Genomic DNA, 20,227 nt, shown 5'->3' with positions numbered 1-20,227 from the left:
AAAAAACTTGCTTAAAGCAGGCCTCTGCTATACTGATTTCATCGAAGAATTTTCAAGAGGTTAGCTATGGTGTCATGGGGACGCTTGGCCACTCGCTTATGCTGTGGCTTCGCCTTGTTATTCTCGGCCCTTCCCGCCCTGGCCACGGCCTCTGTCACCATATGCGTCGAAAACACCGAGTTTCCTCCCTTCAACTATTTCGACCGTAACCAGAGCGTGGAGCCCCGCAGCATTGGCTACGACATCGACATACTCAACCTTACCTTCGGTCAGAGCGTGCTGAGCCATAAGGTGATCGCCCTGCCCTGGAATCGTTGCCTCAAGGAGGTCAAACAGGGCACGGTCGATGCGGCCATGAGCGCGTCGCTTAACAGCGAGCGTCGCCGTGACTATCTGATCTCCGCCCCCTACTATTATCTGACCCCCAGCTACTACTACCTCAAGTCAGACTTTCCCAAGGGGGTAGAAGTGCAGCGCCTCGAAGAGCTCAACCACTACGGCAGCGTGTGCGGTATCAAGAACTTCAACTATGAAAACTTCGGCCTCAAGCCCGACTTTCACCTGTTTCAGATCCGCAGTCTGGCTCACCTGCCCGAGATGCTCACCAAGAAGCGCTGCCAGTTCTTCCTCGCCCGCAAGGAGACACTCAGCGGCACCTTGGCCATCAACAAGATGGAAGACTTCTACACCCGGCTTGCCGGCATCACAGCCCCCAACGCCAAGCCCGAACCCTTCTATATGCTGATCTCGAAGAACTCGCCCCACAAAGAGACCATCAAGCAGCTGTTCGATGCCAAGGTCGACAGCCTCAACAAACAGGGCAAGTTACGCCCCCTACTCGAGCATCACCTGCAGCTACTGAGTCAAACCTATTGAGTCAAACCTATTGCACTAAAATTATTGCGTGGGCGATGAGATAAGCCGAGCGGCCACCTACCTTGTAGCCAACTTAGCCTATACTTAATACCGACATCTCAGCCACAAGACTTTCAAGCAGTTGGCGAACCCGACGTGACCTTTACTCCAAAACTAAGTCGACACGTCCATGCCAAGGAATGACACACTCAACGCCAATGCGCCGAAAGGGGGAGACATGACCGCCTTTGCCATTTTTATCGTATTGATCGGTTTGATGGGACTGCTCGCATCACTCATTCCTACCTATCAGATCTGCCAGCTGAAACCGCCACAGACCCAAGGCTGGCACCTGCTGCTATTTATGATTGGCATGTTTATTTTCGGCTACCTGGGATTTCTGTGGATGCTACTCAATCGGGAAACCGGCCCGCTGGAAACCGTGGTGTCTCTGGTGTTTTCCGCCGGCGGCGCCTTCGTCTGGTTGGTGGTCAAGATGAGCATGAAGACCATAGTCAAGCTGCAAGACACGCTGGAAGATAAACACTATCAGGCCTATCACGATTCGTTGACCGATCTGCCCAACCGCCACATGCTGTATGAAACCATGGAGCGGCTGATCAAGGAGAATGGTTCTCCCTTCGGCTTCATCATGATGGATCTCAACGACTTCAAGATGATCAACGACAACCTGGGCCACGATGCCGGTGACAAGGTGCTGGAGATCATCGCCTACCGTATCGAGCGCATCATGCCGCCCCAGGCACTACCCGTGCGATTGGGCGGCGATGAGTTTGCCGTGCTCTTGCCCAAGAGCGAGCTTGGCCAGGCGCAGCGTCTGGCTAAGCAGATCCAAAAGGCGGTGATAGAGGATATCCACTGCGAGGGCCATCTGCTCGCCGTCGGCATCAGCATAGGCATCGCCCTCTACCCCCAAGATGGCGATGACAGGAAGACCCTGATGAAGCATGCCGACATCGCCATGTATCGCAGTAAACAGAATAACAGTGACTATGAGACCTTCTCACAGGTGACCGACATGCCAGCGCCTCTGGGGCAGTTCAGCCCCTGAGATTGTCTAGCAGCTGTCACACGGCTTATTACTGCTCGACTGCCGCCACTAGGGGCGGCGTCGCCTCGGCGGGGATGCGCGTGACCAACAGCTGATCCACCTTATAGGCATCGATGTCCACCACCTCAAACTTGTAGCCACCGAAATTCACAAAATCGGTGCGCTTGGGGATCTTACGCAGCATGAACATCATGAAGCCGGCAATGGTCTCGTAGTTCTGACTCTGGGGGAAGGCCTCGATACCGAAGGCGCGCATCACATCGGTAATGGGCGTCACACCATCCACCAGCCAGGAATCTTTATCCCGGGCGATAATCTGCTCCTCGCTCTCATGGAGTGACCAGGCGCCCATCACGGCGCTCTGTAGATCATTGGTGGTGACTATGCCGACCACCAGGGCATATTCGTTCATCACCACGGCAAAATCGGCCCTGTGATTCTTAAAATATTCCATCGACTCCGACAGGCTCAGGCTATCAGGGATGATCAAACAGTTGTGTACCAAGGTGCTGTCCTTAAGGGTGATGCTCTGGCCATTGATCACCCGAATCAACAACTCCTTGGCGTCGACAACCCCCTTGATGGTGTCCAGCTGACCATCGCACACCAGAAACTTGGTATGGGGATCTTCGGCTATCTTGCGTTTGATCACCTCCTCATCGTCCTGCAGCAGGAAGTAAACCAGGCTCTCCCGCGCCGTCATGGCCGCGGTGACAGGAACCGTCTGCATCTCGAACACGTTTTCGATCATCTGCTGCTCATCCTTATCCAGCACGCCCGCCTCGGCGCCGGCATCCATCACCGCATAGATGTCGTCAGAGGTCACCTGATCGTTACGGGCCGTGGGGATCTGCAGCAGACGAAAGATGGCATTGGCCAGACCGTTGAACACCCAAACCAGGGGTGTCAACAGGCGGATACAGAAGGTCATGGGCCCCACCAGCACCAGCGCCACCCGCTCGGGCATCGCCATAGCCGCTCGCTTAGGCATCAGGTCGGCGATCAGAATAAACAGGCTGGTCACTATGATGAATGACAACACAAAGCTGAGCTGGCTGAGCCAAGGATCGGCCACCCAGGACTCTAGCCCCGCCCTGATATAAGGGGTAAAGGCCGACTCACCGACGATACCACCCATGATCGCCACCGCGTTTAGCCCTATCTGCACCACGGTAAAGAAGCTGCCGGGATGGGCCTGCAGCTGCAACACCCTTTCCGCGCGGGGATCTCCCTCGTCGGCCAGCTGACGCAGACGGATCTTACGTGCCGCCGCCAGGGCGATCTCCGACATGGAAAAGAAACAACTGGTGCCGATTAACAGCAAAATAATCAACATGTTATCTAGTAGACTCATTTTAAACCTAACCTAAAGCTCAGACAGGCCGGCAACGGCCAAGCGCTCCCCAGGGATGGGGACTAAGAGACATTAACCCTAAATGATGTATGCAGTGTGAAGACGCCGACCATTATAGTGACTTACGCCTTCATAAGACGTGATTGAGATACCACCTCAAGATGCCGAATTGGCGGGAACAGTGCCGCAATAAGAGACGGCAGAGAATATGGAGCACCTTTTATCAGAAATTGGCCAATAGGCAACTAAATTTTGTACAAAACGCCTAAAAAATGTATTCCTGCTACACTTTCTTTCAGGTTTAATAACAAAAACAAAAGGATTTGTTTATGGCCATCGCCTGCGTCACCACGCGCGCCAGCCTGGGCGTGGCAGCTCCCGAAGTCACGGTCGAAGTGCATCTCAGCAATGGCTTGCCCGCCTTCAACCTGGTGGGACTCCCTGAAACCTCGGTCAAGGAAGCCAAGGAGCGGGTGCGCAGCGCCCTGATCAACGCCGGGTTTGAATTTCCTCAGCGCAGAATAACCGTCAATCTTGCTCCCGCCGATCTGCCCAAACAGGGGGGCCGTTACGATCTCCCCATCGCCATCGGCATACTGGCCGCCTCCAAGCAGGTGCCCGATACCCATTTGGCGGATCATGAGTTCATCGGCGAGTTGGCCCTCTCCGGGCAGATAAGGCCCTGCAGCGGCATCTTGCCGGTGATCATAGATGCCCGTAAACAGGACAAGACCTTAGTCCTCCCCCTGGAGAATCGAGGTGATGCCGAGCTGGTCGGTTATCGAAAGTGCTTCTTCGCCGCCCATCTGCAAGGCTTAGCCCAGTACCTGCACGGTCAGACTTCGCTGCCCGGCCTGACCCAAGATCTGCAGTGGCTGGATACTCAGGCTGATACCGACCACAAGTGCCTCAGCGATGTGATAGGCCAGTACCAGGCCAAACGCGCCCTGGAGATCGCCGCCGCAGGCAATCATAACCTGTTGTTTCTCGGCCCTCCTGGGACGGGTAAGACGATGCTGGCCAGCCGCATGATGCAGCTGCTGCCGCCACTGGACTATGACGAGGCGTTAGAGGTTGCCGCCATTCACTCGGTGGCGGGGCTCAGCATTCCCATGCAGGCCTTTTATCGGCGCCCCTTTCGCAGCCCTCACCACACCAGCTCGGCCATCTCTCTGGTGGGCGGTGGCAGCCATCCCAAGCCGGGCGAGATCTCCCTGGCCCATCGGGGTGTGCTCTTCCTCGACGAGGTGGCCGAGTTTCCCCGCAAGGTACTCGACTGCCTGCGAGAGCCGATGGAGACAGGCGAGGTGGTGATCTCCCGCGCCGCCGCCAAGCTCACCTTTGCCAGCCGCTTTCAGTTGATCGCCGCCATGAACCCCAGCCCCTGCGGCGACAGTGCCAACGCCAGGGCCACCCCGGATCAGATCCAGCGCTATCTCGCCAGACTTTCGGGGCCCTTCATAGATCGCTTCGATCTCACCATAGAGGTCCCCCGTCTTCCCCAAGGCACACTCACCAGCAGTCAGCGTGGTGAAACCAGCCGAGATGTTGCTCAGCGAGTGCATCAGGCCAGGGAGCGCCAGCTGAGCCGCGCCGGGGTGCTTAACGCCGAGCTGAGCGGCAAACTGCTCACGCAAACCGCAGGCTTCAGCCAGCAGGATCTCGAGTTTCTCGAGCAGAGTGTCAACCAGCTCGGGCTCTCGGTGCGCAGCTATCACAGGCTGCAGAGGGTCGCCCGTACCATAGCGGATCTTGATCAGAGCAGAGATGTCGCTCGCCACCACATCGCCCAGGCGCTTGGCTATCGCGCCATGGATCGCCTGCTCAATAGTCTGAAAACGCCTTATTGAGGCCAATTATACCCTTAGGTAAAACAGGGTTATCTCGGCAAGATGAACAGGATAAGATTGAGCTAATGGGCTCAGGCGAGTAACATAGGTCTCCGAATTTTTTATGGGGGCTTTAATGGGCGCGGCGCTATCACTAATAAGAGGCAGCTTGGCATTTAGCTGTTATGTCATCAACACCCTTTTCTGGGTAATACCTATCTTATTGGTAAGTATAATAAAACTTATCCCTATCACGCCGCTACGTACCCTGTGTAGCTACCTGTTGGATCACTGCGCGACCGCTTGGATCAGCGTTAACACCTTAATCGAACGTCTGTTCCATCGGGTAGATGTTCAGGTTGAAGGCGACAGCGACCTCTCCCCCAAGGAGTGGTACATGGTGATCGCCAACCACCAATCCTGGGTCGATATCTTAGTCCTGCAGCGTATCTTCAATCATAAGATCCCTTTCCTGAAGTTCTTCCTGAAGCAGGAGCTGCTCTACGTGCCTGTGCTAGGCCTCGCCTGGTGGGCGCTGGACTTCCCCTTCATGCGCCGCTACAGCAGCGCCCAGCTACGCAAGAATCCAAAGCTCAGGGGCAAAGATATCGAGATCACCCGTAAGGCCTGCGCCAAGTTTAAGACTAAGCCGGTCAGTGTGATGAACTTTGTCGAGGGCACCCGCTTTAGACCCGAGAAACACAAGAAGCAAAATTCAGAGTTTAACCATCTGCTCAAGCCTAAGGCGGGCGGCATGGCCTTCGCCCTGTCGGCGATGGGCGATCAGATCCACAAGCTAGTCGATGTCACCATCTATTATCCGGACAAGACCCCCAGCTTCTGGGACTTCATCTCGGGGCAGGTCAAACAGATCCGGGTACACATCAAGGTCAGCGATATCGCTCCAGAGATGCGCGGCGACTACCTCAACGATCGTGCCTACAAGATCAGTTTCCAGGAACAGCTCAATCGCATCTGGCAAGAGAAGGATGCCATGTTAACCCAAATGGCTGAGCAATAACCGCAGAGAAGGTGTTTTAGAAAGATGCTAAATTTTTTACCCGGCCCGCTATTATTCGTGCTCAGCCTGACGCTGTTGATCATCAACACCGTCATTTGGAGCAGCATCATCTGCATCGGCGGTTTGATTAAGCTGCTGTTGCCGATCGCGCCTCTGAGAACCGGCCTTTCGCACCTGATGAATCGCTGCATGTGGAGCTGGGCCTGCATTAACGGTGGCATATTGTTCTTGATCGCCAAGATAGAGTGGGACATCGAAGGCCTGGAAGGACTGAAGAAAGATGGCTGGTACCTGTTGATCAGCAACCACCTCAGCGGATTCGACATCGCAGCCCTCACCTATGTGCTGCGCAACAACATCCCCATGCTCAAGTTCTTCCTGAAGAAAGAGCTGCTCTATGTGCCTTTCCTCGGCCTCGGCTGCTGGGCACTGGATATGCCTTTCATGAATCGCACCAGCGCCAAGCAACTGCGTAAGAATCCGAAGCTCAAGGGCAAGGACTTAGAGACCACCCGCCGCTCCTGCGAGAAGTTTAAGACTGTCCCTACCTCTATCATCAACTATGTGGAAGGTAGTCGCTTCACCCTAGAGAAGAAAGCACGTCAGCGCTCTCCATACCGCTACCTGCTGCGCCCCAAGGCGGGCGGTATCGCCTTTACCATCTCGGCCATGGGCGAACAGTTTACCAGCCTGCTTAACGTCACCCTGGTCTATCCCGACTCGGCCGACAACACACTATCTGAAGTGATGCACGGCAAGGTGAAACGTATCGTGGTGCGCATCGAATCTATGCCGGTGCCTGAGGTGGACGATCAGCAATATTTCAACGACGCCGAGTGTCGTGCCCAGTTCCAGCGTTGGCTCAACGGCGTCTGGCAGCAGAAAGATGAGCAAATTCACCAGATCTTGACCCGCTACAACTCAGATCAGCTGGTTAGCGAAGAGACCCGCTCCCTGGCCGAGAGCCGCTAGCCTTAGCCCCATTCGCCGCCCTCCCAAGCGGCGAATGCCTCAAGTTGTCAACAAAATCAACTAACCAAACCTGCCAAGCCTCAGTAACCCACAGAAATAACGGTTAAAAACTTGCGTTAGACTTAAGTTTTAGCCATAGATTGTTGACAATCTATGCTTGCCGCACTAATTTCATGACTCATCCAATCCCTTAATGAGCAAGCCCATGGCGTTAGATGCCTTATCCACATTAGACACAGAGACGCCCGCACTCACCCTGGCGGATAAGGCCTTACAGGCGATCCAGACCAGTATCATCAAGGGAGAGCTGCCCCCCGGCAGTAAGATCAACGAGCAGATGCTTGCCCAACGCTACGGTATCAGCCGCGGCCCCACCCGGGAAGCCCTGCTAACCCTGGAGCGTCGCCGCCTCGTCGTCAGAATTCCCCATGTCGGCGCCCGCGTCGCACAGCTGTCGATAGATGAACTCAACGACCTCTACCGTCTGCGCAGCGTGTTGGAAGGCATGGCCTGCGAGCTGGCCGCGAAACATATTACGCCGACGGCACTGATGCAGCTGCAACGCCTGATGGATAACCAGGAAGCGGCACTGGCCAAGGGCGACACCTATTTTCAACAAGATGGTGATGTGGATTTCCACTACCGCATCATACGCGCCAGCGGCAGTCGCCACCTGCAGGAAACGCTGATCGGTAACCTCTACCACCTGCTGCGCATGTATCGTTATCAATGCACCAGCGAGAGCCGGCCGACCAGGGCGATCGCCGAACACAGACGCATAGTCGAAGCCATTGCCGCTGGCGATGGCGAATTGGCCAGCCTCTTGATGCGCCGTCATATCGAACAGGGGCGAATCAACACAGAGAAACGACTTAAGGCGCTACAGGCAGAGTAGCGCTAACCGGGTTCATGCCAGCGAACACGCGTTGGCATCGACTTGAAAAGGCCTTGCCCCTCCCTTCCGGCAAGGCCTTTTCTCTTTAAAATCAGATGTCACTCAATCTTCACGCCAAATTATTGTAAATGTCATAAATTTGACTACAAATTTTAACTAAATGTTAATATACTTGCCTGCCTGAATGACCAAACTAAATGCATAGATATGCATTGGCAGAGAGTAGTCGCTGTGAATCCAGTCCATTTTATCGCTAGACAAAAACCGTCATCGCTTTTCCGCTTACTTGCGCTAATCACCTTCCCCCTATTTGTCTCAGCCTGTCAGAGCAATCTCATCGCTCAGCCAGAGAGAGACTATCTAGAGGTCACTCCAGCGCAGCTAAGCAAGTATTGGGTTATCCAAAACAACACCCTGAATTGGCAGGGATTGATCGAACAAAAACAGAAACTCAATATCAGCTTTGGCATCAATCCTTCGGGGCAGTTAGTGGATCTCGAACTCGACGATCTATCCATCTCACCCGAGCAAAAAGAAGCTCTGCTAGCCAGATTTAGCGAGCAGAGATTTAACGCCACAGTCGACAATAAGTCTGCCCAGCCGGTGCGGGTCTCCGCCACCGTGATGTTCAATTAAAAAAGGCGCCTCGTAGGCGCCTTTTTCATATCAGATTCAAGAGTTAAAGCGCAACGCGCTCAACCTTTTGCATCCAGCCTTCAGGGCCCTGACGCTTACCCTTCTGGATATCCGTCAGCACCTGATAGATGCGGCGGGTATGCTCGCCCACCTGACCATCGCCAACCGTCAATACTCTATGGTCTTCGAAAATATAGGAGCCCACAGGCGACACCACGGCCGCGGTACCAAAGCCACCGGCCTCGACGATCTCGCCAGATTCGATATCGGCAATAAACTGGTCCAGCATGACCGTCTCTTGGCGCACCTCACAGCCGAGCGCTTCCCCCAGCTCCATGATGGATTGCGAGGTAATCGACTTCAAAATGGTGTCGGTAAATTTAGGTATGATGATGGTGCCATCTTTAAGCACATGGAAGTGGTTCATAGCACCCACCTCTTCGATCTGCTTGTTGTTGGCATCGAGATACAATACCTGGGCCGCACCATATTCCGCTGCGGCCTTACCCGCCCTGAGCGAGGCAGCATAGTTACCCGCCGCCTTTGAGGCGCCGGTACCACCCGATACCGCGCGGTGGAATCGCTCGGTGATCAGCAGGCGAATCGCCTTATCGAAGCCATCGGCATAATAGGCGCCACTCGGGCTCAACATGACACAGAAGGTGTATTGCTGGCTCGGGCTCACCGAGAGTCTGTCTTCGGTGGCAAACACGAAGGGACGAATATAGAGACAGGCCCCATCCTGCATCGGAAACCACAGCCTGTCGACATCGATCAGGGCATTGATACCCGCCAGCTGCATCGCCTCGGGGACAGGAGGAATACAGACCACCTCGCCACTCAGGTTGAGACGCTCGGCATTCTTGTTTAATCGGAAGGTATAGATCTCACCATCATCATGCATGAAGGCCTTAGCCCCCTCGAAGATGGACTGACCATAGTGCAGTGCCATGGCACCCGGTGCCATCTCGAATGGTCCGTAAGGGACTACCCTAGGATCCCGCCACTCCCCATCGCGGTAATCCATCAAAAACATATGGTCAGTTCTAAGATTGCCAAAGCCAACATTGGTCTCGGGCTTAAACTGCTGTGTTCGGCGTTCAGACGCAGGTTTTAAATTATAATTTATTTGCATTGCATACCACCTTGAATACTGATCTAGCAGACTATGGACGCCCTGCTTTAAAGTCAAGCCATAAGCGGTCTGGCACGAAATTCTTCATCCTAGTCAGAGTACAGATTTTAAGACAGCAAAAGGCAAGTCGAGCAGACAAGTCACCGGGTACCCGAGTCGCTTTCGAGAAGCCCTAGGGCACGATATCCTTAAAACTCTCTTTCTCGCCAATCTTAGCAAAACTAAAGGTATTGGGGGCGATATAGCGCTCGAGCTGAATATCCAGCATCAGGGTCTGGTCGGCGCCAAAAAGCTGGGATAACTGCTCGGGCTCGCAGCGAAACTCGGCGCTCTTGTAATGGCAAAAACCCTCTGCGGGCCTTGGGGTTAGCTTAAGCCCCAGCTTGCCAGCGCGTATCTTGGAGAGCTTGTTGGCATCCAGGTAGAAGGTGATCACGTTACCGTTGACGCTGTTGCGCTGCTTATCCAGCACCATGGCGCGGGGTAACTTCGAGGCGTGATACTCATCACCCGCCAGCAGATAGCAGTCAAAATCGGTCACCCTGTGACCCAGATTATCGAACACCCGCACTACCAGCATGCAGAAGCGCGGCGATTTCCGGCTCGCCTCCGACGCCACCGTCATCTGCTCCCTGAGTTGACGGTAGTTCTCGCGATCAGTAACCGCCAGGCAGTCCAGGATGTCGCCAACCACGGGCTTATTGGCGGCATTTCGCTGGGTCACTGAGTTCATGATCCCCATCTTGCGATTGCTATGACTCGCCTTAGGCACAATCCCTAGGACGCAAGGCTCAACGGCCTGGGTGAGCTCCGTTAGCGCCAGAGTTTCAGTGCACTCACCATCGAAACTCTCGCACTGAAGCCCAGCTTGCTGCTCCAACTTGGCGTAGACAAAGTTCATGTTGGCGGCGCACACCCGCACCACACCGTCGGAGCCAACCTCGCCGGTGTAACTGTTCATATAGTCGTAAAGCGCACCGTCTATGGCCTCTCCGGTGAGCACGAAGGGATAGACACCGGCGCCTAACCAGTCCTTTTGCTGCCAGCTCAGGTTGAGTTCGTGCTGTCCGTCGCTGCCCAGCTCCAACCAGTCCAGCACCCGCTGACCCGGCTCAACACCATCGAACCAGGCTTTGAGCCGGCTCACCCTGGATTTACCCAGCTGTGCCAATGCCGAGCCATGATTGGCAGGCGCCAGCATGATCAGGTGCTGCAGCGGCGCCGACTCGGCATTCTTAAAGTAGCGACACAACCAGTGGCGCATCAGGGGGCCACCTGTGGAGTGCGTTATCACAGAGAAGGGCTCATCCCCCAGCTCGGCGCGGCGGGCGGCCTCGAAGGCGATGCTGAGATCCTCAAGCGTCACCGCGTCGTTGAAGCTGATATAGCGCCCTAAATAGATGTGCTGAATATCCAGGGCCAAGGCCTCGGGGGCCAGCTTAAGCAGCGCCTGGGGCAACTCGCCATAGGTCTGGGTAGTGGTGACACTCCATCCATGTACAAACACCAATTTCATGGTTTCACTCCTTTATCAAACGGCCCACTCACAGGAGTAGTCCGCTCATTTCGTCACACAAGTAATCCACCTATCGGCAAGACAAATAGAAACTAACTTGCAGATCTCATTCAGTTTTGGTTCAGCAAGGCTAACTTACTATGCCCTCAACGAAAACAACACCACCTTTTAAAAGAGAGCATATTATGACTAAGAAGACATTAGCAGTAGCCGCAGTCATCACCGCAGCATTGTCAGCGCCAACTATGGCCGCAGATTGGTTCATCGGTGGCGGTATCGGTTCACAAGAGAACAACTACAAGGCAGAGATCACCGAAGCGGTCGATCCTGGCTTCAGCAAGGGCACCTTCAAAGATTCAGATAGCGACATGATCTATGAGCTACGTGGCGGTGTTTACCTCAATGACAACAACCGCGTATACGGTACTTACTCTTACAACTCAGATGACTTCGCTAAGCAGCAGAGCTTCTTGATGTCTTACGACTACCTGGTTGGCCTGGATGCAAACAACAAGTTCAACTGGTTTATCGGTGCGACAGCCGGTGTGAACCATGTGAGCCCAGACACAGACGTACTGGAATCTAAGAACCGCTTCGTATGGGGTGGTCAAACAGGGTTCATGTACAAGATCAACGACAGCCTGAGCACAGAGATCGGCTACCGTTACCTGAAGCAAGACTATGAGAGAAGCTTCGCGTCAGACGCTGGCGACAAGGCATCATTCTCACTGGATGACAGCCAACAGGTTTACCTGTCTGTAGACTACCGCTTCTAAACCGAGTCTTTACGAGAAAGCCCCGCAAGGGGCTTTTTTATTGGGTGATGTTCGCTAATTCTGCCACTCAATCAGCTTCCTCGACCAGCAGCCAATCACCCACGGCCTGCAAGGGGATATGCTCTTGTTCGATCCAGGCCACCCAGGCCAAACGCTTAGGCGCATTATCCGCCTTAACGAGCGGCTCAATGCGCCCGCTAAAGGTGACGGTCTGTTTATCCCAACTCTTTCCAGTCAAAGCCTGTCCAGCCAAAGCCTGTCCAACCAAAGCCTGTTTAGCCGAGCCCTGTTCAACTGATGCCTGATCAAGCAAGACCTGGTCATTTAGGGCCTGGCTAGCTAACGCCGAATAACGCCCGTGGCTCAAGACCACGAAGTCTTCCACTAGATGTTTACCTCTGTTCTCTCCCCGACCCACCCGAGTCGTCAGCCCGCTGCCCAGCAGGGCAAGGTGCAGGGTGAGCCCTTGATTGCTCGGCAACCGGCTGTCGAAGCTGGCCGTAAACTCTTGCCCCGTTATGGTCAGACTTAATCTGCCCACTATCGCTCGCTTATCGGACTCATCGGGCAGCAGCGCCTGCCCGCCAGGGCGCCACTCGCGGCCATTGATCACCAGCTGCGGCGTATAGACCTGGGAAATCCCCTTGTGATTGAGGTAATCATACTGGCGTTGACTGAAGGCGCGTTTAGCGAAGGGATCTTTCCAGCCGAGGTAGTTCCAGTAGGTCACATGAAACGCCAGCGGGAAATAATAGTGCCAGAGGCCGGTCTCTTGTTTGAATCCCGAGAGCCATCGCTCCATGGGCGGACAGCTGCTACAGCCTTGGGAGGTAAACAGCTCGACCACCAGAGGTTGCTGCTCACCACTGCGCTTATGAAACTGCGTCAGCGTCTGAGCCGCAAAAGTGGGATGAGCCAACAGGCTCAACATGAACAAGAGGGCGACTTTACTCAAGGCGGCTTCTCCTCCAAGAGGATATATGTCTACTCAATAGACCCGGCGCCGCGCCATTTACGTTCAAGGACGCACGCGTTAACTTAAGGAAATCCTATGCAACCCTATCGCATCATAGACTGTCATGTTCACGACCACCTGGAGCTGGCCTGCATCAGGGGTTATCAGCTGCTTATCGAGACCTCGGCCGGGGAGATGAGGGCCACCGCCATCACACTCACCACCCAGGCGGATAAGAGCGAGTACCTGACCGTGAGAAACGAGGCGGGCGAGCAGGCGATCCGCCTGGATAATATTCAGGCCATCACCCCCTTAACCCAGGGCGCGGCGTTCGATCGTGTGGTGATCGCACCGGCAGACAGGTCACGAGAAGATTAACGGCAGAGCTCGCCGACGGGTCGGCTACTGGCCCTTTAAGGTAGGATGCTCGCCGCGCCGACGAAATAAACAATGTTTAATCCATATATAGATGGATTTTTAGACATTTAGCACGAATTAGCTATTCACTCAGATAGCCGCACTGATAGAATCGAAGCACCATCCAGAAACTATTAGGACCTCCCCATGAGCCTTGAACTACTGTCCAAGCTGGAGACAAAAATCCAAGCGGCACTCGAAACCATTGAGCTACTGAAAATGGAGCTTGAAGAAGAGAAGCAGAAGAACCATACCCTGAACGAACAAAACCAACAGCTGAGCCAAGATCTCACCTCTTGGAACGAGAAAGTTACCGGGCTTGTGGGTCTGCTGAACGACGAAGTTAGCGAATAACCTTAGCGACTAACTTCAGAATAGAGGCGCTTATACAAGGAGCCTGAGGCTCTATTGATAAGCGCGTTCGATGCGCGAAGACCTAAGCCGTCTTCGCCTCGTTATGTTGGTGCTCAATCATTTCATTCAATTCCATGATGGCGCGTTTTACCTGAGGCAGGCTCTGACGCGGCAGCAAAAATTTTCCTTTCTCGAACTCTAATCGTCCCAGGTCTTTCACCCAGATCACCCCAGAAACAAAGATGCGGGCATGTTTGACAATCAATTTCGGCGCGTAGACAGGAAAAACTCTCATGAGACCTCCAAGCAAGACTCTGCGTTCTTATTTTTATACTTAGATTCGACAGGTCTTTTACCATGTTAGTTTCAATTTTATGAGCATTTTTTTCGCAAAATTTGACCCGCGCGCCATAGTGCTAAAAATTTACCTTGTCTATCAGACTAATAGACTAGGTGAAATAAAAATTGGCGCTTGCCAAATTTTTGACACACTGGTAGATTGGAGCAGTTACTCAGGGTAAATAGAGCTTTTTAGCTCAATAACCGTATTTCCACAGCGACCGGAAATACGGTTTTTTTTATTCTGGGCAACAAAAAAGGGGCCTAAGCCCCTTTCGATAACCGACTGCCGATTACTTCAAGCTAGTCAGGTAGTAAGCGATCTGTAGCAGCTCGTCGTAAGACTTAATCGCACCAGTCTCGACACGGTACTTGCCGTTAACGACCAGGGCAGGTACGCCAGAGAGCTTGGCATTCTCGGTTGCACGCTTCATCTGCGCCATCTGCGCACTCACCATGAAAGAGTTAGCGGCGGCATCGAAATCTTTGCCATCTACACCATTGGCGATGAACAGCTGACGGATATCGTCGCGGCTAACGAAACGTTGCTTCTTGTCGTGGATAGCGGCAAACAGCGCGTGTTCCATCTTGTCTTCAACCTTCAGCTGATTCGCTACGGCGAAGGCACGAGACATCTCTGGGCCCATTTCACGACCGATAAATTCAACATGGTTCTGCTTAAACACCACGCCTTCTGGCAGGTTAGCCTTGATCTTAGGCACCTGAGTCTTGGCAAAGTTGTAGCAATGTGGGCAGTAGAAAGAGAAAAACTCGGCGATCTCAGGCTTAGCCGTAGCTGGGCCATCGTTGATCACTGTGTAATGAACTCCCTCTTTGTAGTCGGCGGCCAGTGCCGCCATAGGGGCAACTAAGAGTGCCAGTGCTACCAATAACGCTTTCTTCATTATGCTTCCTTAACAGTGCCTCAGCACCACTATGACAAAAAGATTGACCATACCTTAAAGTGGTTTGGAGTCCACCTCAAGCGGATAAGTTCATTTTTCTGTTACAAATTACAGCCAAATTAGCCCCGACTAATAAGGGATCAGGGTGATCGGCGGCTCATCTAACTTAGCCAGCTGCTCCTTGAAGGACAGGATCTGCTGCTCCCAATATTTCTCCTCGCCATACCAGGGGAAATGCATCGGAAAGGCGGGGTCCTGCCAGCGGCGGCTCAACCAGGCGTTGTAATGCAGCATGCGCATCGCCCGCAGCGACTCGATAAGATGCAGCTGGCGATTATCGAAATCGCAAAACTCCTCATAGGCCTCGAGCAACACCTCAAGCTGCAGGGTCTGGTGCGAGCGCTCGCCCGAGAGCATCATCCAGATATCCTGCACCGCTGGCCCCATCTTGGCATCATCCAAGTCCACGAAACCGGGGCCGTCCGGGGTCCACAAGATGTTACTGGGATGCAGATCCCCATGCAGGCGAATCGCCTCGGTGGGATATTGATGCCAGATGGCTTTCGCCTTCTCCAGCACCTGCTCCACTATGGTGAAATAGGCGGTCTCAAGGCTGGGCGGCACATGATCTGAGCCCTTGAGCCACGCCAGAGACTCATCGCCCAGCAGCTTAGGCGTCAGGGTCTGACGATGCACAAAGGGACGACGCTTGGCCATCTGATGAATACGGCCGATGAAATGTCCCACCTCCTCGAGCTGCTCCAGGTTATCCACCTCGAAGGCGCGCCCACCCATAGAGGGAAACAGCGCGAAGCGATAACCCTGATATTCCTGCAGTGAGCGCCCCTCGATGATCACCGGTGCCGCCACAGGGATCTCCTCCTCCACCAGCTCGGCGCAGAAGTCGTGCTCCTCTTGAATCTGCTCGTTACTCCAGCGCTCGGGGCGATAGAACTTCACCACATAGCGTCGCCCCAGATCGCAGCGAAACTGATAGACGCGGTTCTCATAGCTGTTCAGCGCCAGCAGCCCTGTCTCGGGATAGATACCCACAGACTCTATGGCATCCAGGATGAGATCCGGCGTCAAGGCCTGAAAATGAAACCCCGCCCCTTGCATCGACTCTGTCATAGCTGTGACTCCAATAGGCTGGCCAGATAGACGAGCACCTCGACCTCATCGTCTCGCTCCACCGACAGCCAGCAGACATCGCCATAAAACTCATAATTTAGCTGCAACAGGCTGCCCTCGAACTCCAGCAGCCACTGATGCCTATCCGCGCCCCAGTGACGCTCGATCACCCGGCAATCCAGCGCCTTAACGAGCGCCTCGGCAAAAGGATCGAAGCGGTCAAAATCCACATCGGCCAGAATCGACAGGCTCTTGGCCTGAGGCTCGACCTTAATGGCGCTGATCTTCAACTCTTGATTCATAACTTACTCAGGGTGTTCCCTGCCTCTTCAAACTAAATTCTGCTCAACCATTATTGTTTGTCTAATAAGACTAACTACTACAGGACATGATAAGTCCCTGTCCCCACTCGGGTGGACGCTTGGCGTAGGCTTCATTCTCCGGCTGCTCGTCGAAGGGGCGTGTCAGCAGCTGGTGCAGATCGGCCAGCGGCTGGGTATTGCCCTCTTCACAGGCGATAATCGCCTCCTGGGCCAGATAGTTGCGCAGCACATATTTAGGGTTCACCTGTGCCCGCGCCGCCTGCCAGCCGGCCACATCACTCACCTGCCCCAGACGCTCTTGATAGGCCTGATACCAGGTATCGAAACCGGCGAGATCGATAAAGTCATCTCTGAGAGAGGAGTGTTGGCTATTCGGATCCAGCTGCGCAAAGCGGCGCCAGGTGTTGGTGTGATCCAAACGGTTAGCCTCCATCAGCTGAGTAAAGCCGCCGATCAGCTGTAGGTCCGCTTCATCTTGCTCGCTGCCTGCCGGCTCAACCAACTTGATGCCCAACTTATCGCGCATCAAGACCAGATAGGCCTGCACCAGATGATGCTGGTAGGTATTGAGGGCGGCGATTAGATCGTCCGAGGCGATAATCGGCACTAAGGCCTGGGCCAGACGCTGCAGGTTCCACAGGCCGACGCCCGGCTGCTGACCGAAGGCATAGCGACCATTGGGATCCGAATGGTTACAGATAAAGTCCTCCTCGAAGGTATCGAGGAAGGCGAAGGGGCCGAAATCAAAGCTGTCGCCGAGGATCGACATGTTGTCTGTGTTCATCACCCCATGGGCGAAGCCGACGGCCTGCCAGTGGGCGATCAACTTGGCGGTATCGGCCACCACACGGTTAAACCAGGCGATGTAGCCGGCCTGGTCACTGCTCAACTCGGGATAGTGCTGGCTCAGGGTAAAGTCGATCAGCTGCTTGAGCTTATCCTTGCTGCCCTGCTCGCTGTGGCAGAAAAACTCGAAATGACCGAAGCGGATATGGCTCTTGGCCAGACGCACGGTAATGGCCGCCGTCTCCTGAGTCTCACGCCACACGGGCAAGTCAGAGCCGATCACCGCCAGGGCCCGTGTCGTGGGGATATTGAGATAATGCAGCGCCTCGGAAACCAGAAACTCGCGCACCGCGCTGCGCAATACGGCGCGGCCGTCGCCATGGCGGGAATAGGGAGTCATGCCTGCGCCTTTAAGCGCCACATCCCAGTAGCCCTGTGGGCCCTCGGCCTCGCCAAGAATGATGGAGCGGCCGTCGCCAAGCTGAGGCGAGTAGCCACCAAACTGATGACCGCTATAGACCTGAGCATAATAGCTGGCACCCGGGATCGCCTGATTGCCTGCCAGCCCCTGCAGCAACTCATCATCGGGCTGCTTAAGCCCAATTAGCGCGGCGGCATCTTCACTCCATGCCAGCCACTGAGGGCGCGGCAGCCCCTGAGGGGTCACCTGGGAATAAAACCCGCTTAGCTGGTCGAAATAATCTTGCTTAAACTTCATTGGCTAACCCTTATGCTTCACTGGCTTGCCAGAGTTTCCAGGCGTTGGCACTTAAGCTCACCCGCCTCATTGCGCTGACATAGTTCACCGCACAGATAACTGCCGCTACCCGTCTGACTCAGCTTCACCATACCGGCGCCCTTTGCCAGGCACTGCTCCAGCTGCTGATAGTAGCCGCTTATGTGCTGGTCTAGCTCACCTTGGCTCGCCAGCGCCTCGGCGGATGCCCCCTGCGCCGCGTCGGGATAATAGAAGAGGGTCCATTGTGGCACCTGGGTACACGCCGTCATAGTTAATAGTAACGCCGCGAAAGCCATCATGCTGCGCATTTTGATCTCCTGTTCACCACAGATTGTCCAATCTAAACCAAGGCCAATATGGCCCTGCGACCAGAGACATAAATGTTCCGGACATAACGCCATCTCCTCTCCATCCTTGGGCAAATGGCATAAATGTTCCGGACATAAAAAAGGCGACACTCAGATCGCCTCTTTAGTATTGCTTGACTAGTTTACACGGCTATTCGCCGAGATGCAGTAGATTACTGCCGGGGCTAAGATCAGGCCTGCGCCTTCGCCTTGGCCTTCTCGATGCGAGTGATACGCCCCTCGAAACCGGTAACCGTACCGTCTGAGAGGCCATAACCTATGGCCGCCTGACAGATTGCGATGGCACCATCGAAGTCACCACAGTCGTTAAGCAGGGTGGCCAGGTGCATGAAACCGACGCCCTTCTCCTTGGTTGGGGCTGGCAGAGCGGCAAACAGCGATTGATAGTATGGTGATAGCGCCGCGCCATATTCGCGGTACTCTTCCTGCTTACGCTGCTTGTAACACTCAGCGATTGCCTGTAGCAGCGCCACATGCTTGCCTTCGGCCTCTGGTTCGGCGCGATATTGGGCTAAAGACGCGCTCAGCTTGTCGTTCGCCCATGATTCATCGGTCACCGCCAGCATCTTGAAGGCGGGCTCTGGCTCTGGCTCTGGCTCTGGCTCTGGCTCTGGCTCTGGCTCTGGCTCTGGCTCTGGCTCTTCAGCAACCTGCTCGGGAGCTTGTTCAACCTCAAGTACTGCCTCGGTCGGTTTCTTCTCTTCGGCCACTTCTAAGACAGTCTCTTCAACAGCCGCCGTCTCAACAGCCTTTGCCTCAGCGGGCTCGACTGGTTCGAAGGTCACGCCCTCATCGGCTGGGGTCGAGACCACCTTTTCCGCTTCCTGATCCGCTTCTTGGCTAGGCACATTCACGGCCTCGCCTGATACCACCTTTTCAACCGGTTTCTGGGTTGCTTGTTGCTCTTCCTGTGCCAGTCGCTGCGCTCGTTTGTACAGGTAAACGCCCACCGCTACCAGCAAAATAATGGCTATATATTTCATTATCATCCACCGTTGATTAATCGCGCCCAGTATCAGGCATTTTCATATCGCAAATATGTCTAGATATTAACCGATATTATTAGTCGATTCTCTTGCTATAAATCAAATATTTATACCTCTTTTTCGCTCGGGTATCAAAAACAGCCGTGAAAATCATGCTTAGGGGGTAAAAATGGCCTTTTCTGCCGTGATTTTCAGCGGCGGACGGCACCGACTAAAAGTGCCATTTTGTGCGCATCTTCATAATTTCGCCGCTTGCTTTTGTGTTCCCGTTCGCCTCGGGCTAGGCTAGCTATAACCCAGTAAAGAAGTCGGATATATCATGAGCCAAGAGATCCTAAGTGGTAAGCTGCTGCGAGAGTTTAAGACGATCGCCGCCATGGTACATATCTATTGCAAAGACCACTGCCAGGCCAAGGGCGATGTGGCCAACTGCCCAGAGTGCAGCGAGTTTCTCGAGTATGCCCACACCAGGCTGGACCGCTGCCCCTACGGTCAGGACAAACCTACCTGCAACAAGTGCCCAGTGCATTGCTACAAGCCTGAGCCGAAGGCCAAGGCGAGAGAGATAATGATCTATTCCGGCCCGCGCATGCTGCTGCCCCACCCCATCATGGCGATACGTCACCTGTGGGCCGAACGCGGCCCTGTGCCGGGCAAGCCGCCCGCGGCGGCATCTAACCGCCACCTGCGTCTGGCCAAGGAGCAGAAACCCTCCTCTTAGATCTGGGTTGGTTCCAGCAGTTACCCCTGCGATTAGCCGCGCCAATAACGCCCAAAATTCACCTTGGGTTAACCCGTTATTTCCAAGCTGAGATCAGCGCCTTAACCCTTGATGGCATTTCGAGGCGAAATCCCACCTCACG

At 54.4% G+C, this 20,227-nt stretch carries 22 protein-coding genes; 11 read left to right on the top strand and 11 right to left on the bottom strand.

Annotated elements, in window-relative coordinates:
* Positions 1-84: 84 nt before the first annotated feature.
* Both K0I31_RS01445 and K0I31_RS01440 read left to right on the top strand, forming a co-directional pair.
* On the top strand, positions 85-876 hold the full coding sequence (locus tag K0I31_RS01445; RefSeq protein WP_258406150.1) for a substrate-binding periplasmic protein: 792 nt from the start codon (positions 85-87) through the stop codon (positions 874-876).
* 217 nt (positions 877-1,093) lie between these two features.
* The gene (locus tag K0I31_RS01440) at positions 1,094-1,927 is read left to right on the top strand and encodes a GGDEF domain-containing protein (protein WP_150100002.1); all 834 of its coding nucleotides are present in this window, start codon (positions 1,094-1,096) and stop codon (positions 1,925-1,927) included.
* Positions 1,928-1,955: 28 nt separating this feature from the next.
* Here the strand turns inward: K0I31_RS01440 and paeA are convergent, their stop codons facing one another.
* On the bottom strand, positions 1,956-3,281 hold the full coding sequence (gene paeA / locus K0I31_RS01435) for a polyamine export protein PaeA (RefSeq protein ID WP_011864090.1): 1,326 nt from the start codon (positions 3,279-3,281) through the stop codon (positions 1,956-1,958).
* Positions 3,282-3,610: 329 nt separating this feature from the next.
* On the opposite strand from paeA, the gene K0I31_RS01430 reads away from it, so the two are divergent.
* The 5 genes from K0I31_RS01430 to K0I31_RS01410 all read left to right on the top strand — a co-directional run bounded on the left by K0I31_RS01430 (position 3,611) and on the right by K0I31_RS01410 (position 8,634).
* On the top strand, positions 3,611-5,131 hold the full coding sequence (locus K0I31_RS01430; RefSeq protein ID WP_220079655.1) for a YifB family Mg chelatase-like AAA ATPase: 1,521 nt from the start codon (positions 3,611-3,613) through the stop codon (positions 5,129-5,131).
* A 115-nt stretch (positions 5,132-5,246) separates the two neighbouring features.
* On the top strand, positions 5,247-6,131 hold the full coding sequence (yihG, locus tag K0I31_RS01425; protein ID WP_220072833.1) for a 1-acylglycerol-3-phosphate O-acyltransferase, YihG family: 885 nt from the start codon (positions 5,247-5,249) through the stop codon (positions 6,129-6,131).
* A 24-nt stretch (positions 6,132-6,155) separates the two neighbouring features.
* The gene (gene yihG, locus K0I31_RS01420; protein ID WP_220079654.1) at positions 6,156-7,103 is read left to right on the top strand and encodes a 1-acylglycerol-3-phosphate O-acyltransferase, YihG family; all 948 of its coding nucleotides are present in this window, start codon (positions 6,156-6,158) and stop codon (positions 7,101-7,103) included.
* 205 nt (positions 7,104-7,308) lie between these two features.
* Positions 7,309-7,998, top strand: coding sequence for a GntR family transcriptional regulator (locus K0I31_RS01415; RefSeq protein WP_434086906.1), 690 nt, complete (start codon positions 7,309-7,311; stop codon positions 7,996-7,998).
* A 231-nt stretch (positions 7,999-8,229) separates the two neighbouring features.
* On the top strand, positions 8,230-8,634 hold the full coding sequence (locus tag K0I31_RS01410; RefSeq protein WP_220079652.1) for a hypothetical protein: 405 nt from the start codon (positions 8,230-8,232) through the stop codon (positions 8,632-8,634).
* Between the two features lie 43 nt (positions 8,635-8,677).
* Here the strand turns inward: K0I31_RS01410 and K0I31_RS01405 are convergent, their stop codons facing one another.
* Positions 8,678-9,769, bottom strand: coding sequence for a branched-chain amino acid aminotransferase (locus K0I31_RS01405; RefSeq protein ID WP_220079651.1), 1,092 nt, complete (start codon positions 9,767-9,769; stop codon positions 8,678-8,680).
* A gap of 172 nt (positions 9,770-9,941) precedes the next feature.
* Entirely contained in the window at positions 9,942-11,285 is a 1,344-nt protein-coding gene (locus tag K0I31_RS01400; protein ID WP_220079650.1) for an esterase/lipase family protein, read from the bottom strand.
* A 185-nt stretch (positions 11,286-11,470) separates the two neighbouring features.
* On the opposite strand from K0I31_RS01400, the gene K0I31_RS01395 reads away from it, so the two are divergent.
* On the top strand, positions 11,471-12,061 hold the full coding sequence (locus tag K0I31_RS01395) for an outer membrane beta-barrel protein (RefSeq protein ID WP_041406277.1): 591 nt from the start codon (positions 11,471-11,473) through the stop codon (positions 12,059-12,061).
* 67 nt (positions 12,062-12,128) lie between these two features.
* Here the strand turns inward: K0I31_RS01395 and K0I31_RS01390 are convergent, their stop codons facing one another.
* Complete coding sequence (locus tag K0I31_RS01390) at positions 12,129-13,016, bottom strand: DUF1223 domain-containing protein (protein ID WP_220079649.1); 888 nt, start codon at positions 13,014-13,016, stop codon at positions 12,129-12,131.
* 96 nt (positions 13,017-13,112) lie between these two features.
* Here K0I31_RS01390 and K0I31_RS01385 point away from each other — a divergent pair, with 96 nt between their 5' ends.
* Both K0I31_RS01385 and K0I31_RS01380 read left to right on the top strand, forming a co-directional pair.
* Entirely contained in the window at positions 13,113-13,394 is a 282-nt protein-coding gene (locus K0I31_RS01385) for a Rho-binding antiterminator (protein ID WP_220079648.1), read from the top strand.
* Positions 13,395-13,580: 186 nt separating this feature from the next.
* The gene (locus K0I31_RS01380) at positions 13,581-13,787 is read left to right on the top strand and encodes a cell division protein ZapB (protein ID WP_011864073.1); all 207 of its coding nucleotides are present in this window, start codon (positions 13,581-13,583) and stop codon (positions 13,785-13,787) included.
* Between the two features lie 82 nt (positions 13,788-13,869).
* On the opposite strand, the gene K0I31_RS01375 is transcribed toward K0I31_RS01380, so the two are convergent.
* The 7 genes from K0I31_RS01375 to K0I31_RS01345 all read right to left on the bottom strand — a co-directional run bounded on the left by K0I31_RS01375 (position 13,870) and on the right by K0I31_RS01345 (position 19,361).
* Positions 13,870-14,082 carry a DUF1107 domain-containing protein gene (locus tag K0I31_RS01375; RefSeq protein ID WP_011864072.1) on the bottom strand — a complete coding sequence of 71 codons (213 nt, stop codon included), beginning with the start codon at positions 14,080-14,082 and terminating at the stop codon, positions 13,870-13,872.
* A 337-nt stretch (positions 14,083-14,419) separates the two neighbouring features.
* The gene (locus K0I31_RS01370; RefSeq protein WP_011864071.1) at positions 14,420-15,031 is read right to left on the bottom strand and encodes a thiol:disulfide interchange protein DsbA/DsbL; all 612 of its coding nucleotides are present in this window, start codon (positions 15,029-15,031) and stop codon (positions 14,420-14,422) included.
* A gap of 129 nt (positions 15,032-15,160) precedes the next feature.
* Entirely contained in the window at positions 15,161-16,162 is a 1,002-nt protein-coding gene (locus K0I31_RS01365) for a serine/threonine protein kinase (protein ID WP_286670328.1), read from the bottom strand.
* Complete coding sequence (locus K0I31_RS01360) at positions 16,159-16,464, bottom strand: DUF3630 family protein (protein WP_144203871.1); 306 nt, start codon at positions 16,462-16,464, stop codon at positions 16,159-16,161. The genes K0I31_RS01365 and K0I31_RS01360 overlap by 4 nt, the downstream gene beginning before the upstream one ends.
* Before the next feature lie 70 nt (positions 16,465-16,534).
* On the bottom strand, positions 16,535-17,989 hold the full coding sequence (locus K0I31_RS01355; protein WP_220079647.1) for a protein adenylyltransferase SelO: 1,455 nt from the start codon (positions 17,987-17,989) through the stop codon (positions 16,535-16,537).
* Positions 17,990-18,006: 17 nt separating this feature from the next.
* The gene (locus K0I31_RS01350; RefSeq protein ID WP_220079646.1) at positions 18,007-18,318 is read right to left on the bottom strand and encodes a hypothetical protein; all 312 of its coding nucleotides are present in this window, start codon (positions 18,316-18,318) and stop codon (positions 18,007-18,009) included.
* A 230-nt stretch (positions 18,319-18,548) separates the two neighbouring features.
* Positions 18,549-19,361: a hypothetical protein gene (locus tag K0I31_RS01345; protein WP_220079645.1), complete on the bottom strand. Its 813-nt coding sequence runs from the start codon at positions 19,359-19,361 to the stop codon at positions 18,549-18,551.
* 322 nt (positions 19,362-19,683) lie between these two features.
* On the opposite strand from K0I31_RS01345, the gene K0I31_RS01340 reads away from it, so the two are divergent.
* Positions 19,684-20,085, top strand: a complete 402-nt coding sequence (locus K0I31_RS01340; protein WP_011864065.1) for a nitrous oxide-stimulated promoter family protein — start codon at positions 19,684-19,686, stop codon at positions 20,083-20,085.
* Positions 20,086-20,227: the final 142 nt, after the last annotated feature.

This window comes from Shewanella spartinae, from assembly GCF_019457555.1.
In the GTDB taxonomy this organism is placed as follows: domain Bacteria; phylum Pseudomonadota; class Gammaproteobacteria; order Enterobacterales; family Shewanellaceae; genus Shewanella; species Shewanella loihica.
The sequence above is the reverse complement of the archived record's forward strand: the minus strand, read 5'-3'. Positions and strand labels throughout refer to the sequence as shown.